Source organism: Dyadobacter sp. BE31, from assembly GCF_031457695.1.
Taxonomy (GTDB): Bacteria; Bacteroidota; Bacteroidia; order Cytophagales; family Spirosomataceae; genus Dyadobacter.
The window spans coordinates 974519-990678 of the sequence record NZ_JAVDXA010000001.1; the positions used below are offsets into that span (position 1 = coordinate 974519).

11 protein-coding genes are annotated in these 16160 nt (G+C 50.9%); 5 read left to right on the forward strand and 6 right to left on the reverse strand.

Going from position 1 to position 16160, the window contains the following annotated elements; all coding sequences use genetic code 11:
• The first annotated feature begins 83 nt into the window (after positions 1 to 83).
• On the forward strand, positions 84 to 266 hold the full coding sequence (locus J2Y43_RS04120; protein WP_106597873.1) for a hypothetical protein: 183 nt from the start codon (positions 84 to 86) through the stop codon (positions 264 to 266).
• Here the strand turns inward: J2Y43_RS04120 and J2Y43_RS04125 are convergent.
• Both J2Y43_RS04125 and J2Y43_RS04130 read right to left on the reverse strand, forming a co-directional pair.
• Positions 263 to 1411: an FAD-dependent oxidoreductase gene (locus J2Y43_RS04125; protein WP_309981130.1), complete on the reverse strand. Its 1149-nt coding sequence runs from the start codon at positions 1409 to 1411 to the stop codon at positions 263 to 265. The two genes, J2Y43_RS04120 and J2Y43_RS04125, sit on opposite strands and share 4 nt — an antisense overlap.
• Before the next feature lie 145 nt (positions 1412 to 1556).
• Positions 1557 to 3872: a GH92 family glycosyl hydrolase gene (locus tag J2Y43_RS04130; protein WP_309981129.1), complete on the reverse strand. Its 2316-nt coding sequence runs from the start codon at positions 3870 to 3872 to the stop codon at positions 1557 to 1559.
• Between the two features lie 110 nt (positions 3873 to 3982).
• On the opposite strand from J2Y43_RS04130, the gene J2Y43_RS04135 reads away from it, so the two are divergent.
• From J2Y43_RS04135 to J2Y43_RS04150, 4 genes are read left to right on the forward strand one after another with little or no spacing between them, the layout of a single operon-like run.
• The gene (locus J2Y43_RS04135) at positions 3983 to 4831 is read left to right on the forward strand and encodes an MBL fold metallo-hydrolase (RefSeq protein ID WP_309981128.1); all 849 of its coding nucleotides are present in this window, start codon (positions 3983 to 3985) and stop codon (positions 4829 to 4831) included.
• Between the two features lie 26 nt (positions 4832 to 4857).
• A complete protein-coding gene (locus J2Y43_RS04140; protein WP_309981127.1) occupies positions 4858 to 5082 on the forward strand; it encodes a hypothetical protein in 225 nt (74 codons plus the stop codon).
• On the forward strand, positions 5067 to 5456 hold the full coding sequence (locus tag J2Y43_RS04145; RefSeq protein WP_309981126.1) for a type II toxin-antitoxin system VapC family toxin: 390 nt from the start codon (positions 5067 to 5069) through the stop codon (positions 5454 to 5456). The genes J2Y43_RS04140 and J2Y43_RS04145 overlap by 16 nt, the downstream gene beginning before the upstream one ends.
• 2 nt (positions 5457 to 5458) lie before the next feature.
• On the forward strand, positions 5459 to 6217 hold the full coding sequence (locus tag J2Y43_RS04150; RefSeq protein ID WP_309981125.1) for a patatin-like phospholipase family protein: 759 nt from the start codon (positions 5459 to 5461) through the stop codon (positions 6215 to 6217).
• Here J2Y43_RS04150 and J2Y43_RS04155 read toward each other — a convergent pair.
• The 4 genes from J2Y43_RS04155 to J2Y43_RS04170 all read right to left on the reverse strand — a co-directional run bounded on the left by J2Y43_RS04155 (position 6206) and on the right by J2Y43_RS04170 (position 16111).
• Complete coding sequence (locus J2Y43_RS04155; protein WP_309981124.1) at positions 6206 to 7513, reverse strand: vanadium-dependent haloperoxidase; 1308 nt, start codon at positions 7511 to 7513, stop codon at positions 6206 to 6208. The genes J2Y43_RS04150 and J2Y43_RS04155 overlap by 12 nt on opposite strands.
• A gap of 13 nt (positions 7514 to 7526) precedes the next feature.
• Entirely contained in the window at positions 7527 to 10913 is a 3387-nt protein-coding gene (locus tag J2Y43_RS04160; RefSeq protein WP_309981123.1) for a VCBS repeat-containing protein, read from the reverse strand.
• 92 nt (positions 10914 to 11005) lie between these two features.
• Positions 11006 to 12880 (reverse strand): RagB/SusD family nutrient uptake outer membrane protein, encoded by a 1875-nt coding sequence (locus J2Y43_RS04165; protein ID WP_309981122.1) that lies wholly within the window; start codon positions 12878 to 12880, stop codon positions 11006 to 11008.
• Between the two features lie 12 nt (positions 12881 to 12892).
• Complete coding sequence (locus tag J2Y43_RS04170) at positions 12893 to 16111, reverse strand: TonB-dependent receptor (RefSeq protein WP_309981121.1); 3219 nt, start codon at positions 16109 to 16111, stop codon at positions 12893 to 12895.
• Positions 16112 to 16160: the final 49 nt, after the last annotated feature.

Below are 16160 nucleotides of genomic sequence, written 5' to 3' on the forward strand. Positions count from 1 at the left end.
CCCGCCAAATTAATGCTTAAAGCTGATTTCCGGGCAGCTATTGCTTAGTTTAAACGGGTATATTGCAAGCAAATTCAAGCAACATGGAATTCGAAGAATATCTGAAATCGAAAAAAATAGACGCCGGGGCATTCAAAAAGGGCGATGTTTTGCGCTACCAGGAATGGAGCGGCCTTTTTGAAACCATGCATCCCGAAAGCTTCACTGCCCATAAAAAATTCCTGATCAACGAGATCCGCCGGCGTTATCTTCTCAAAGAGGATTAACCCCGCATTTCTTCCATCAGCTTCATCAGTATCCCTACGGTCTTCTCGGTCTGCTCCTTACTCGGCGTTGTGTCCCAGTTGCCTACAATGCCATTACTACCGATGTAAATGCCGTCTTTGCGGGCAATGAAGTTGGCGCCCTGCGTGTACAATTTGTAGTTCACATCCCCCTGCGGAATAAGGCACGAAAGCTGGCCCGAAACAGGCGTTAGCTCCTGGTCATTGAAAACCGGCTTTGCACCAAGCCCCATGCAATTCACGACCACTTTTTCGGGTAATGCGTCGATATCTTCCAGTTTTTTGATCTCGTGGATTTTCACCTTCCCGCCAAACATCGTAAAATCCTGCAACTGATGGCGCAGGTAAGTGGGGATATTGAACATAATATTGGTCCGCCGCGTCACGTGGTCGGCTTTGAAAGGATGCTCCTTCTTTTCTAATCGCACCCGCTCGGGTAGCAGGCCGTGTATTTCAAAATCTTCACCGCCGGCTCCCGGCGTATACACCGGTGCTTCCTTAAACACCCCATATTCCTCTGCCCAGCTGGCGATGTCGTTCATGCCCAGCAGAAACTGAAACCTGCGGAAGGAATAACGGGTCGCTTCTTCCCATATGGCCTGAAACTCAGGTTTTGCAATCTTTTTATCACACACCCGCGACGCCGGCGACCAGGTTCCGGTAGCCAGATTACTCGTCACATTGGGGGGAACATCCTTGGTGTAAATGGTTACCTCGCAGCCGCTTTCCTGTAACAATCGTGAAGTCGCAATGCCCACGGTTCCGCAGCCCAGTACCGCTATCTTCTTCTCGCCGGTAGCCAGTACATTTTTCCGGGCAATGTTGCCTGTACCCCACGACAACGACCAACCGCTGCCGCCGTGGCCATAGTTATGGACGATCGTCTTGTTGCCCAGTTGCTCCACATCCAGGCGCGGGCCGGATGCGCGGAAGGGCCGCAAACCGACCGTTTCCTTCACAATGCGGTCCATAGAAAGGCGTAATTTGGGGATCTGATGATACCCCCGGCTAATGTGGAAATGCTTGTCGGGATACCTCAACTCGGTTCTCGGCGCACAGGACGACGCCACTGCACCTAATGCAAAGCTTGCCGGAATGGCCTTTTCAAAGAAATTTCTGCGGTTCATGGGTTGGGAGTGAATAGTAATGGAATTGTGGAATTTAGCCACCAACCGCTATGAATGCAAATTTTATATGGTAGTCTTAAAAAACATCAAAACATTCTTTCTTGAAACACAATTTCAACAACCTGACAGCCATCACCAGGGCCTCTCAGTTTTTAGTCAGTGAAAAAGGCATATCAGCCGCCTGCACGCCCCATTCCTTATTGGGCTTGTCCCCCATTTGCAGCACCAGTGAACCGCCTTTCAAAAGCTCGCCGTGGGTAATGTAGGTCCGGGTGAAAGGCTTGCCGTTCAACGTCGCCGATTGAATGTACCGGGCATTGTCGGAAACCCCTTTCGCCTTCACGGTAAACTTGCGATTCTTGCCGGTCTCAATGGAAATTTCTTCAAAAACAGGGCTCCCGAGTACATACTGATCCGTTCCCGGCGCCACGGGGTAAAAGCCCATCATACTGAACGCCAGCCAGGCCGACATCTGCCCACCGTCCTCATTACCGCTCAATCCGCCTACACTGGCATCATATTCGCTTCGGATAATGGTCCGCGTCCATTGCTGGGTCTTCCACGGCTGGCCTGCAAACGCGTAGAGGTAGGCAATCTGATGATTCGGCTCATTGCCGTGCCAGTAATGCCCCTGGTCGAACAATGTGTCGAGTTTCGCGGTGAAGCGGGCCTTCCCGCCCATGATCTTTTGTAACCCTGCCATATCCTGCGGCACAAACCACGTGTATTGCGCCGGTGAGCCCTCCGTAATGAAGCTGGCCCGCTTGGCGAAAGGGTCAAAATTGGCAATCCAGCGCCCATCGGCATATCGTCCGCGTGCATAGCCTGTCGACGGGTCGATCACATGCCGGTAATTGAGCGCCCTGCTGCGGAGCTGGTCGGCATCCTCTGTCTTCCCCAAGCCGTTTGCCAGCGTCGACAGGCAAAAGTCGTCGTACGCGTATTCGAGCGTACGCGACACCTGCTCGCGCTTGTGGAAAGCCTGCCAAACGCTGTCTTCCAGCGGCACATAGCCATATTGCAAGTAGGATTTCAGCGCCCGGCGCCCCTGTCCGGCCTCATAGCTTTTGGCATTGGTATTCACCTCGAATGCGTTTTTGTGCAAAAACTGATAGGCGCTGTTCACATCAAAATTCCGCACATTCTTGGCATAAGCATCCGCAATGACGGACAATGCGTGGTCGCCCACCATGGCCGCCGTGTAATGGTTCCAGCAGGGAAAAATCGGCATCCAACCGCCTTGCTCCGCTTTTTTCACCAGCGACTGCATCATATCACCTGCCCGTTTGGGTTCGAGCATTATTTCGAGAGGCATTGCCGCGCGGAATGTATCCCACATGCTGAAATCGCAATAGTAATCGAATCCCTCTGCTTTTTGCAGCGGGGTACCGCCTCCAAATGAGGGGTAACTGCCATCTACATCCGAGAAGAGCCTTGGCGAAAGCTTGGTTCTGTACAGAGCACTATAAAAAAGTGTTTTATCATTGTCGCTACCGGCTACCCTCACCTTACCCAATGCTTCATTCCACGCTTCACGTGCCGATTTACGGACAGCCTCCAATGGCTTGGTACCCAATTCCTTTTCAAGATTCGCCCTTGCCCCCTCAATGCTCGTGAAAGAAGTACCGATGCGCACGGTAATCACCTGCTTTTCATCCCCAAAGCCTACATAAGCCCCGAGCTTCTCGCGGTTCCCCTTGCCGGTAAGTATCCTGCCCATCGGCGTAATGGTGTCGCCCAGCCACACGCCCGACTGCATGAATTTCTTATCAAACTTGATCACAAAGTATCCGCTGATCCCCGCCGGCTGCCCTGAGCCCTGGTAAATGCGGTGAACAGGATTGTAGCCTACAATTTCTCCCCGCTCGCGAAGCACTTCCACGAAACCTTCCCCTTCGTCGCTATTGGGTTCGATGATGATAAACGATTCCTCCCCGCTCTCGAACTTGAACCGCATGAGGGCCGTTCGGGCGAGGGCTGTTACCTCGGCATTGATCTGATGGTCTTGCAGCCATACGCTGTAATAATCGGGCGTGCTTTGTTCCTTTTCATGACTGAACAGGCTGGCCCGCTTTTCAGGATTGGTAGTGAGCTCGCCCGAGAGCGGCATAACCGTCACCGATCCGTAGTCCTGCACGCACGAGCCATTCAGCCAATGCGTCCCGCGGAAACCCTGAAACTTGTTATCGTTATAGTAGAACGGAGCAATGCATTTGGTTTCGGTGGAACGCGTCTGCGGCGTCCATTGCGTCATACCATTCGGGACGCCCACCGCAGGGATGGTCTGCCCTTTCAGCTCGCTGCCTGCCTCGCTATGCGCTTTGGCGCTCTCCGTGGCCGATGGCGCGGTGCCAATCATTGTCGCCACGTAATCGACGGGCATTTTTTGTGCATAAGATTGATTATCAACAAAAAAAGTCGACAACAACAGAAAACTGACTGAGAGGAACGGTACGCGCATGGTTAGGCTTGTTATTAATTCAGGTCGGAAGATCGAAAAAATAATGGTATGTTAGGTCGATAGAATGTTGATATTCCACTGATCAGGACGATTTAAATCCAAATAACCCTATGAAAATCCATATCATCGACACCGGTTTTTTCAAGCTCGATGGCGGGGCCATGTTCGGCGTGGTTCCGAAAGTTCTTTGGAACAAACAGAACCCGGCCGATGAAAAGAACCTCTGTTCCTGGGCCATGCGATGCCTGCTTATCGAGGATGGAGCGAAACTGATATTGGTCGATACCGGAATGGGAAACAAGCAGGACGACAAGTTTTTCGGGCACTACGACCTCCACGGCGAGGCTACACTGCATTCGTCCATCGAAGCAAAAGGTTTCAGTCCCGCCGATATCACCGATGTGTTTCTAACCCACCTGCATTTCGACCACGTCGGGGGCGCCGTGCAATTCAGCCGCGACGGCTCCCGACTCGAACCGACTTTCCCCCATGCCACCTACTGGTCCAACGAAGCGCACTGGCAATGGGCCACGCATCCCAATCCACGCGAGAAGGCTTCTTTTTTGAAAGAGAACATCCTTCCGTTGCAGGAATCGGGGCAGTTGCGCTTTGTTGAGAATGGCCAATCGCCATTTGAAGGCATCAGCCTAATTCATGTCGACGGCCATACCGAGCAAATGATGCTGCCCGTTATCCAATACAAGGGCCAGAAGATCATCTACTGCGCCGACCTGTTTCCATCGTCCTACCACGTTCCCATTCCCTGGATCATGAGTTACGACATGCGGCCATTGCAGACGATCGAAGAAAAACAGCGCGTCCTTCAACAGGCCGTCGACGAGCAATGCATATTACTTTTCGAGCATGACCTTATGTATGAGGCGGCATTGGTAGAGCAAACCGAGAAAGGCATCAGGATTCGGGAGCGGGGAATGCTGGGAGATTTTCTGGTTGAGTAAATGCGGCCATTTCGTTATATTTGAATATGCAAGCGCTGGAAAACATATCATTCGATGAATTGATCAGCCTGATCAGAGGCCTATCGGACACTCAGCGTGCCCAATTGAAAGCCGAGATTAACCGAATGGAAAATGAATCTACCAGCGATTCACTCGAAGAATTCCTACTGTCAGCCCCAACGTTCTCTGAAGATCAAGTAAAAACGATTGAAGAAACCAGAAAGGCAATTGACCAATGGCGAAAGAACTAGTGCTTGTTGATACTTCCATTCTCATCGATTTTTTCCGCAAATCCGACAAAGCAAATTCCCGGCTGATGAAACTAACAACAGGGGGTTTCCGCTTTTGCATTTCGGCGGTCACAGAATTCGAAATTTACACCGGCACTACCCAAAATCAAATAGATTATTGGGAGGACTTTTTGCTCAGAACGCAGGTTTTGGCATTCGACAAAGAAGTCGCTCGCACGGCTGTCGACATCAACAAGGCCCTCAAGAAGCAAAGCAAATTAATCGGCATGGCAGATCTTTTCATAGCCGCTACGGCGATCCATTACCGCTTGCCGCTAATAACGTTGAATGTGAAGCATTTCGAACGAGTCGATGAGTTAATACTTCTTCCCTAACCATGAAAACAGCACTAGTCCTCTCAGGCGGGGGCGCGCGTGGTATCGCGCATGTGGGCGTGGCGCAGGCGTTGTGGGAGCATGGCGTGCGGCCGGATGTGATCAGCGCGACGAGCTCGGGCGCGTTTGTGGGAGCGTTGCTGGGTTACGGATATGAGCCTATGGAGATATTGAAAATCATTCGCGACACGAGCTTTTATCCCTATCTGAGATTTGGGATCGGAGCGAATGGCTTGCTGCACATGCGGAAGATGGAGGACGTTTTCCGCAGGTTCATTCCTGAAAATGCTTTTGAATCACTTAAAATACCACTGGTAGTGACCGCTACCGACATTGTTTTGGGCGAAGAAGTCCGTTTCCGAAGCGGAGAACTGGCTTTGCCGGTGCTGGCTTCGTGCTGCATTCCCGGGCTTTTCAGCCCGATGCATTACCATGGCCGCGACCTGGTCGATGGTGGCGTTTTGAACAACCTGCCCGTCGAACCGGTGCTCGACGAAGCAGATTATATTATCGGGAGCCATTGCAATCCTTTTAACCTGGATAAACCGCTGAAACGCACCACGGAGATCGTCTACCGGAGCCTCATTCTGGCCATGCATACCAAAACCAAGACACGGTCCGCGAAATGCGACCTCCTCATAGAGCCGCCTGCGTTGAGCCGTTTCAGCATTTTTGATTTTCGGAAAGCAGATCAGCTTTTTGAAGTCGGATACACATTCGCGCAAGCGCTCCTGCGCGAACGCAAGATCCTACTTTCCTGACGCCGCCACCGCCTGGTTGCCCAGCTTCCCGATCACCCATTCTCCGACTTTCCGGCCTTGCTTCTGACCATTCTCGATCGCATCCATAAAGTGGATACCACCGTAAAAACGCGAAATGCCGGATTCCTCCGAGGCGTGAAGAAAGGACCTGAATGGACGTGCTTTCAGATTGAAACGTTCCTCCACAGTGTCGGTATAGGCAAAATTGTCGCCGAAATAATGGGTAAGAATAACGGCAGCCGCTGTTGATATGACTGAGTGTCCGCTCAGGTATTCCGGAAATGGCGGTGTCTGGAGAAATGGCTTCCAGGTCGGGTCGATGTATTTGCGGATGGCAGTTTCGGGGCGGATGCGGTTGCTGCGGTACTTCTCGTCCCAGCAGGCCATAAAACCATCCATCAACCCGATCGCCACCGAGGTATTGATCAGCATGGTTTTGGAAAAATCGGTTTTTGCCTTCCGGCAGGCAATATCGGTAATGCCCATCCAGTGTGCTCCCGGGGAGATTTTCTTCATCCCTACCAATAAATGGCCCTTATTTTCTAATGCAAATGGGTTACAATCCCAGAACGCAGCGATTACCCGGTGCTCTTCCGCTTTTTGATCGTCGTCGTAGTTGCGCTTCATGAGCTTAAAAAACTCCGAGTCTTTCGATTCCGAAAACGCGACAGGCGGCACGGGCTTGAACTGCGATGCCGAGTCCAATGTGAATGGCCGTACGGTTTTGAAATAAGGCTCTACCGGCGGAAAATAGCCGGGGGGCGTCGGGTACCAGGTTCCCGGGCCGCCGTGCGGCTCATAACGCGGGAAGTTGCTGATCTTATTGTAACGGTCGGCTTTGGCATATTTGAGGATCTGCTTGCTGATGGCCAGCGCATATTCCTGCGATCCGGCCAGTACCTCTTCGGTGAACCCGATTTTCTTGCAGGAATCCACCAGACTCTGCTGGTGCTTTTTGAGCAGCAAACCACCCGACGGCTGCATTTTTTTTGCCGTTTCGAGCATCGCCAAAACTGCCGCCAGTTGATAGGAGTACTCGGCAACCTTCGGCTTTTCGATTTCCGGGAAGTCATTCAGGACCCCGTGCATGGTGGGATACGCTTTGTCGTTGGCAGCTACCACTTCGTATCCTGCCAGACACGCGTAGGAATAAAACCGCGCGCCCAGCGGCGGATTAGTGACGTCATGTACCATTACATCGGTCATGTGCTGCGTCACCTGACCGATCACCGTCGGATCGATCTCCTTTTTTGATTCACTTTTTTTGCAAGCCGCCCACATGAGAGCCAGCAGCATTCCCAGAAGGAGGTTACTGAACTTTACCAATTTGATATGCTTTAATTTCCTGTTGATTGATCCCGAATAGCAGCTTGTTACCGACCGGCAGTACGCTGCGCACATCGCCTTTTAAGCCAAAACCCGATTTATCCTGATTGACGTATTCAAATTGCCCTTTGCCATTGCCCTGCAAAAGAATACCGTAATTGGCGTCGTACTTCCCGAAACGGAGCCGCGCCTTGCTGATATTACCGCAAAGCAACAGGTCTTTCTTCCCATCGCCATTGTAATCGAGCGAGGTAATGGTGTACACGGGCGATACCTGTGTCTGTAACGGCAATGTTTTTTCCACAAACTTGCCGTTCGCGGCCCTTTCGAAATAGGCCGTTTTCAGATAGGTCGCTTTCAATTCCTTCGCTCCTTCCAGTTCTTCTTTGGTAAAAATCTCCTTCACCGTCAGATCCGCGTAGCTTTTGTAATCCTGGTAACGGGTACGCATGATGCTCATCTGATCGAGCATTTCGTCGCGGGTAACATAAGGGTAGCTCTTGCCCTGAATGTAAAAGCTCATAATCGGGTCAACAGAGCCATTGCCGTCGAAATCCTTGTACACCATTTCCACCGGCTCACTATCACTGGCTTTGCATTGGGTATTGGTACCCATATTCCCGATCACGAGGTCGTCCTTTCCGTCTCCGTTCAGGTCTTCCACGAGGATTTTGTTCCACCAGCCGTTGTAGGGTTTGTCAAAGTATTCAGTGGTTTTGTTTTCGAGCTTGCCATTGTTGTTGATCAAAACCGTGACCGGCATCCACTCTCCTACCACGATCAGATCGGCTTTTTTATCACCGTTCAGATCTGTCCAGGCCGCATCGGTCACCAGGCCTATGTTTTCCAGCTCTTTGGAAATGGAAGCCGTCTGGTCGGTGAATTTGCCTTTGCCGTCATTAATCAGGACATAGCTGCGGGGTATTTCGGGGTACCGGCCCGGAATGACCCGGCCTCCCACAAAAAGGTCAGGTTTGCCGTCGCCATTGATGTCCGCCGTGCGTACGCAACTCGTGCTCGTGAGCATGGCAGGCAAAGCGCCCGAGGCTTTGGTAAAATTGCCTTTGCCGTCATTGATGTACAACCGGCTTTGCAACAATGGATCCTCCGGCATGAAGCTCGCGTAACCGCCGCTAGCCACGAATATGTCCTGCGAGCCATCGCCATTCGCATCAAAAAACAATGCGTCGGTATCTTCACTTCGCTTGTCGGCCTCAAAAGCGGGAACGGGCTTTGCGGTAAATGCGCCGCCCTTTTGCTGGATATACAACTTAGCCGCCTCACCCGAGGTACCTCCGATAAACACATCATCCAGGCCATCCCCATTTACATCGCCTTTCCGCATGCACGGGTTCGAGAAGGAAATGGGGTTGATCAGCAAGGGCTGCCGTTTGAAGTCATTCATTTTCACAGCCGGGCTCTTGAATGCGATCGGCGAAGCAACCGGCACAAACACCGGCGCAGCCACTTTTACCGCCTTCGCTTTTTCTTTGGCATTCACCTCTGACAGCGCCAGCGTGGTATTTGTTTTAGGATTAATCACCATTTCCTGCTTGCCATTCAGCCAGGTTACTACCAGCGAATCAACCGCCCCTTCCTTACCCAATCCGAAATGCAGTGTCGGCGACACACTCGACTGGTATCCGCGGGTCGGCATTTGTTCGAGGTACTGCTGCTGGCCTTTCTGGTAGATCGTCACCTTCGCGCCAAGGCCGAGTGTATTCTGGCCGGACCCGTTCAGTTTTACTTTCAGGTAATTATTTTTCAAATGTTTATCCCCTTCATTCTGGTAAATGAATGCGGGCTTGTTGATATTGTTCACGACCAGGTCCAGGTCGCCGTCGTTATCGAGGTCGGTATAGGCTGCGCCGCCGGAATTGGATATTTCTCCGAGACCCCAGCTGTCGGCTACGTTGGTAAATGTCAGGTCTTTTCTGTTTTGGAAAAGATAGTTTTTCATATTCGAAGACGGCATCTGGTACACCAGTTGGAGCACGTCTTCACGCTTCACCTGGCCTTCAATGCGCTTCAGATGATCACCCATAAACTTCACAAAATCCATATTGGTGAAGTCCCGCAGGTTGCCATTCGTAATAAAAAGATCTTTCCAGCCGTCGTTATCGTAGTCCGCAAACAGCGACGCCCAGCTCCAGTCGGTATTGGAAACGCCCGAAAGCTGACCGATTTCGGAAAACAGGGGATGTTTCGTGCCCTTGCCCAGGCCTTCATTCAGTTGCAGCATATTGCGCATATACTGATGATGAAAGCCCATTTTGACATTAAAATCAAACAACTCGTAATTATCGAGGCCCGTCAGCAGTTTCTGGCGGCGGTTATCCTCGGGAAGCATGTCGAGCGTGAAAATGTCGGGCAGTCCGTCGTTGTTAAAATCGGCGATGTCGTTACCCATCGAAGAGTGCGATGTGTGACCGATACTGGCGTCCAGCACATCGGTGAATGTGCCGTTTCCATTGTTGATGTATAAAAAATCCGGTACGGAGTAGTCGTTGGAAATGTACATATCCTGCCAGCCATCCTGGTTAATATCGGCAATGCCTATACCCAGGCCGTAGGTCAGTTGCGAGCTGTGGATGCCTGCTTTTTTAGTAATGTCTGTAAAATGTGGTGTGCCATTTTGCGGATCGTTCCGGAACAGCCTCACGCCGGTCACGGGGTCTTCCTTTTTGAGAATATCGGCCGTGCTTGCCTCGTCGAGGATCGGCAGGGCTTTGGGATTATGGTTAAGCAGGAACATATCGAGGTCCCCGTCTTTATCGAAATCAAAAAATGCTGCTTGCGTGCTGTTGCTTAATACACCCAGGCCATATTGCTCCGCCATTTCTTCAAACTGCGGAATTCCCTGCGCATTGTTGCCTTTGTTAATGAACAGCTGGTCTTTCAGGCTCTCGGGCGAAACGGCGCCGGAGTAGCAAACGTAAATATCCAGTTTACCATCCCCATTTACATCGGCCATCGTCACGCCTGTCTTCCACGGGCGCTCACGCCCTCCTACGTGCGCAACGGCCGTAATATCCCCGAATACCATCTTGCCCTTGTTCAGATACAGCTTGTTCGGCACCATATTGCCGGTGAAGTAGATATCGTCGAGCCCGTCGCCATTGAGGTCGCCCACAGCAACCCCTCCCCCATTATAGAAGTATTCGTACATCAGCACGTTGGTGTTCAACCCCTCGGTGAGTGTATTGGAGAAATCTACTTTTGTCTGTTCGGGACTCAGGAGTGTAAAAAGCTTCGGGCCGTCGGCACCTTTCTTTTCTTCTTTGGAATCGGAGGATTTGTCACATCCGGAAAGTGCCAGTCCAGCGATCAGAACAATGCTGCCTGCTTTCCAGGGCCATATTTGCTTCATGACAGGAATGAAGAGTTTTGAAGGAGTAAAAAAAGAAACTATGCCTTGTAAGCCAAGACATAGTTTCAGTAAAATTAGTCAATAAAATATAACTATTTATCGTAACCCGGGTTTTGTACCAGTTTTGCGTTACGGTTGATTTCGTCGCGGCTGAACGGACGGAAATACATCTTGTCCACCCACGTACGGTTCTCATGCGATTTCTCTTCTACCGGCGTATAAGTATAGTCGTAAACCGTTGGATCGTAGTGATATGGCTCTTTCATCGACTTACCAGGCTTGAACTTACCGATTACGTTGATGTACTGCAAAGAGCGGCCCAAAGTAGTAGGAGCAACCATCCAGCGGCGTGCATCGTGGTAACGCTGCTCTTCATAAGCCATTTCAATGCGTTTCTCGTGGCGGAAGGCTTCTTTCAAAGCAGCACCTGACACTTTCAATGCAGGCATACCAGCGCGGAAACGGATCTTGTTCAGCCATTCCAATGCCACTGCGTCCTCGCCTAGCTCAATGCTCGCCTCGATGTAATTGAATACGTTTTCAGTTACACGGAAGAACGGCCATGGAATGTTCTGACGATCGGTGTTGTCGTACAGCGACGGGTTCGGATCGATGAACTTACGCATGTAGTAACCCGTGCGGCTACCGTTCCAGTCTTCGATTGAGCTGCTGCGGGTATCCAATCCTTTACGGTTGATCAACGCACCTTTGTCGTCCAGGAGGTCATATGCACCGGTCTGAATCTGGTTAGCAGGGTCTTTCGCATCCGAAGGACGTGGTTTCCAGTTAGCTCCGTCGTACATGATCGTTGCATAGAAACGTGGGTCGCGGTTTACGTAAGGATTCGCTTTGTGCGTAGGATTAGTCCATGAGAACGACGTACCATCCATCATTTCATAATCGTCCACCAGCGTTCCGATCGGCGTGTTACCCGCCCAGTTGTGATAGCCGTTAGGACCGTTGTTCAAACCGGTCTGGCGCGCACCTTCGTTCTGGCTTGGCGTGAAATAGCGTCCGAAAATGATATCGTTCGCCGACGCATCCAGGGTTTTGTCCGCACTGGCACCAGCCATCGCCAAGGAGATGTAGTTAAGACGACCTTGCTCCGCAGTTACCGGCGCAGTCAGGTTCAGCTTATAACCATTACCGCTTGCGTCCAAAGCAGCTTTCGCAGCAGCTTGCGCGGCCACCCAGCGAGCTTTACGGTCGCCCGAAGTGTATCCGAGAAATTCAGGATTCGGGAAAGCTGCGATCACTGGTGAGTTCGCCTTAGCAGTCGGAATGTCGTGCAGGTCGCTGGCAGCGTACAACAATACCCGGGCTTTCAATGCGAGCGCAGCAGTCTTGGTAGCGCGGCCCTTAGCCGGATTTTTACCGTCCAGCAGCAGAGCTGCGCTGTCGGCGTCACTTACGATCTGCTTCACACATTCGTCGAAAGTGCCGCGTGCTACGGAATAATCTTCGTTCAAAGCATACACTTTCTTGATAATAGGCACACTACCATAGTAGCGTACGAGCTGCTGATAATAGTAGGCGCGCATAAAATACGCTTCCCCTCTCAGGCGTGCTTTCAATGTCTCATCTGTAAAAGTGGCAGTCGCCAGTTTAGAGATGGCCAGGTTCGAAGCACGAATGTATTGGTACATTTGGCTCCAACCGTAGGTAGCATCCACCCAACCGAGGTTGGAAGGGCTCAAACTACCTTCGTTTACGGTGTTAATGTTACGGCCTGTGTGGGTAAATACCGCCTCGTCCGTCAGGGAAGCAAGCATTTGCTCGCTGAAACCGCCCTGCTGCAAACCAGCGTAAATACCCGTGACAAAACTTTCCGACAAGGCACCGTCCCCCCATACCGCGTCGCCCGCGATTTCGGTCGGTGGCGTTACATCGAGGAAATCAGTATCGCATGATGACAAGCCTCCCGTCATCAGTGCAGCAACCAATAAAAACTTATATGTCAATTTCATATTTCTGATTCGTTAAAATGCTAGACGTACACCTGCGCTGACAACTCTTGATTGCGGATAGTACTGACCACTGTTGGTAGTCGCTTCCGGATCCCAAACCTTGATTTTGTCGAAAGTCAACAGGTTCAATCCGTTCACATAGACTCTCAGGTTGCTCAAACCGATTTTCGAACCGATTTCCGAAGGCAGGTTATACCCGATTTCGATATTTTTCAAACGCAGGTAGTTGTTGCTTTTCAGGAAGTAGTTGTTGATACCTGCCTGACCTGTGTTGGTGTAGTAACGGTTGTTACGGTTGGTCAGACGTGGGTATTTGTCGGTTGGGTTGTCGATTGTCCAACGGTGGTCGAAGTCGTATTTCAGATAGTTACCGATGTCACCCGACTCTGTCAAACCTACGATTTGTAGCCCTCCCAGTGTTCCCTGGAACAACATCGACAAATCGAATTGTTTGTAACCCAGGTTGACCGAAGCACCACCTGTGAACCATGGACGAGATACTTTCTCGGTACGGATACGGTCGTCGGCGCTGATTTTGCCGTCGCCGTTCACGTCTTTGAACTTCATGTCACCAGGGCGCAGGTTACCTGTGATAGGGCCATAATCGAGTGTTTTAGCATCGATTTCTTCCTGGCTCCTGAATACGCCGTCGAATTGGTATACAAGGAATGATCCGTAAGGCATGCCGGTTGAGCGCTGATAAGAAGGAGCTCCCGGAACCTCATCCCAGTACTTGATTTTGTTTTTGGCATAACCACCATTAACGCTCACAGAGTAAGTGAAGTCGCCCGCATTGCCGTCATAGCTCAGCTTGAACTCCCATCCTTTGTTTTGCAGTTTACCCAGGTTTTGGGGAGGAAGCTTGCCGTCGATACCCGCAGTTGAAGGTGTAGAACCTGTTTTCGGGATCAGTGTTTTCGAACGGTTGTTTACGAAATAGTCGAATTCGAATGAGAGCTTGTCGTTGAACAACGTACCTTCGATACCGAAGTTGGAGTTGTTGGCAACCTCCCAGGTAAAGCTTGGGTTAGCAACACGGGTTTCAAGCAATGTTTTTGCAACCTGATCATTGATGATGTAGGTTCCGAAGCCCATTGTCGACAAGTATTGATACTCAGCCAGTACATCGCTTCCGAGGTTGTAAGGCTCTGCACCCATCTGTCCCCACGATCCGCGCAGCTTCACGTTGTTCACGTAACGTGAGATGTTGTTTTTCCAGAAGCCTTCTTCTGAAATACGCCATCCTGCCGATACTCCCGGGAAGAAACCGAAACGGCCATCTTTAGGGAATACGTAAGAGCCATCCACGCGCCACAGGAATTCGGCAAGGTATTTCTCTTTAAAGTTGTAACCTGCACGACCGAAGTAGCTCAAACGTGCTCTTTTGTACAAATCGAAGTTACCCAGATCCTGCTCAGGCGTACCACCTGCGAAAAGCTGGTCAACAACCGGAGAAATGAAGTAACGACGGAATGCATAGAAACCATCAGCATCCACTTTCTCGCGCTGAATACCACCCATCAGGTTGAAGTTGTGGCCGTCGATCGATTTTTCGTAAGAAACCTGACCGGTCAGCTGAACCGACAATTCCTGTGAAGCACTTTCTCTCAGACGTGGGTCTTTGAATGTAGAACGTACAGTTCCTGTCAGGAATGGTGTTTTACCGTCGGCTTCATACGTTTTCTTGTCCCAGAAATACAATGTCCAGGGAGTTTCGAAGTTTTTCTGACGACGCAGCTGCTTGTCAATAGCGGCCATTGCATTGATTTTCAACCCTGGCACACCTGGCACCTGGATTTCCAGACCTCCATTAGTTTGGATATAGTCTCTCTTGTCGTTGTTATAACCTGTTGTGTTGGTAGTGATCACCGCCGGGTTCTGACCGTTCTCGATATCAGGACCTGGACGTCCGTCCGGCCAGATTGCGATTTCGGTTGGTTTACCGCGCATCAGCATACGGAAGATCGCACCTGCGCTGTTACCACCACTCGGGAAATGGCGGAACTCTTCACGCAAAGTCACACCCAAGTTTGCAGTTACATACTTGTTGATTTTCGTGTCGAGGTTCAAACGCATGTCATATTGCTTGTAACCAGTCGCAGAATTCACGTAATAACCATCCTGGTTGATGTGGCCGATGGAAGCAAGGTATTTTACGTTCTCGCTACCGCCTGTCAATTGCAGGTTGTGGCGTTGCTGAGGTGCCCATTTGCGGATCACCGAGCCGTACCAGTCTGTATTAGGGTGCAAGAAAGGATCTGATCCGTCGCGGAACTTCTTCATATCGTCCGGCGTAAACACAGCGTTAACTACGTTTCCGTTGTCAGTTCTGGTGTAAGACCCGTTGGTGTTAAAACCTTGCAATGCACCTTGCCACTGGCCTACCGGCAGGTTGTCATAAATTTGCAATTCGTTACGGATCGTCGCATATTCAGCTGCATTCGACATTTCAGGCGTACGCGTAGGTTGCGACACGCCCAGGTTCATATCATAAGAAATCTGTGGCTTGCCCGACTTACCGCGCTTGGTGGTAATGAGGATAACCCCGTTACCTGCACGTGAACCGTAGATTGCCGCAGCCGCATCTTTCAGTACCGAAATACTCTCGATGTCGGCAGGGTTGATGCGGTCGAGACCACCGGAACGGTTAGGAACACCGTCCACTACGATCAGCGCGTTGCTGTTACCCAATGAGTTGGTACCACGGATACGGATCGCAGAGCCGTCATAACCAGGCTCACCGCTTGATTGTACCGCCGAAATACCGGGCAAACGACCGCCCAGTGTGTTGGATAAGTTGGCGGCAGGCGCTTTCTGAAGTTCAGCACCTTTTACAGCAGTAACCGAGCCGGTCAGGGTCGCCTTTTTGGCGGTACCATAACCTACCACGACTACTTCTTCCAATGCTTTTGTATCAGCCAGCAGGATCACATCGAGAATGCTTTTGCCGCCTACGGGGATCTCCTGCGTGAGGTAACCGATGAATGAGAACACGAGTGTGCCGTTTCTTTCGGCATTCACGGTGTAGAGTCCTTCATTGTCGGTTACTGTACCTGCGGTGGTTCCCTTCACGACAACGCTCACACCAGGCAGCGGCTGTCCCTGTTCATCTTTGATCTTACCCTTGATGGTGTTCTGGGCGAATGCACCCACGACCGTCAACAGGGCCAGACAAAGAGAAAAAACACTTCGTGATACAGCACGAGGCGTCCATCCAGTAGAAAATCTCATAGATTAATAGTTAGATTAAAAAATGTTGTAGTAAGAATGTTTGCTTAAC

What these genes read in the sequence shown, in the direction of transcription:
- J2Y43_RS04120 (WP_106597873.1), top strand. Translation starts at nt 84, where the DNA reads ATGGAATTCGAAGAATATCTGAAATCGAAAAAAATAGACGCCGGGGCA.
- J2Y43_RS04130 (WP_309981129.1), bottom strand. Translation starts at nt 3,872, where the DNA reads ATGCGCGTACCGTTCCTCTCAGTCAGTTTTCTGTTGTTGTCGACTTTT.
- J2Y43_RS04160 (WP_309981123.1), bottom strand. Translation starts at nt 10,913, where the DNA reads ATGAAGCAAATATGGCCCTGGAAAGCAGGCAGCATTGTTCTGATCGCT.
- J2Y43_RS04155 (WP_309981124.1), bottom strand. Translation starts at nt 7,513, where the DNA reads ATGCTGCTGGCTCTCATGTGGGCGGCTTGCAAAAAAAGTGAATCAAAA.
- J2Y43_RS04135 (WP_309981128.1), top strand. Translation starts at nt 3,983, where the DNA reads ATGAAAATCCATATCATCGACACCGGTTTTTTCAAGCTCGATGGCGGG.
- J2Y43_RS04165 (WP_309981122.1), bottom strand. Translation starts at nt 12,880, where the DNA reads ATGAAATTGACATATAAGTTTTTATTGGTTGCTGCACTGATGACGGGA.
- J2Y43_RS04140 (WP_309981127.1), top strand. Translation starts at nt 4,858, where the DNA reads ATGCAAGCGCTGGAAAACATATCATTCGATGAATTGATCAGCCTGATC.
- J2Y43_RS04150 (WP_309981125.1), top strand. Translation starts at nt 5,459, where the DNA reads ATGAAAACAGCACTAGTCCTCTCAGGCGGGGGCGCGCGTGGTATCGCG.
- J2Y43_RS04125 (WP_309981130.1), bottom strand. Translation starts at nt 1,411, where the DNA reads ATGAACCGCAGAAATTTCTTTGAAAAGGCCATTCCGGCAAGCTTTGCA.
- J2Y43_RS04145 (WP_309981126.1), top strand. Translation starts at nt 5,067, where the DNA reads ATGGCGAAAGAACTAGTGCTTGTTGATACTTCCATTCTCATCGATTTT.
- J2Y43_RS04170 (WP_309981121.1), bottom strand. Translation starts at nt 16,111, where the DNA reads ATGAGATTTTCTACTGGATGGACGCCTCGTGCTGTATCACGAAGTGTT.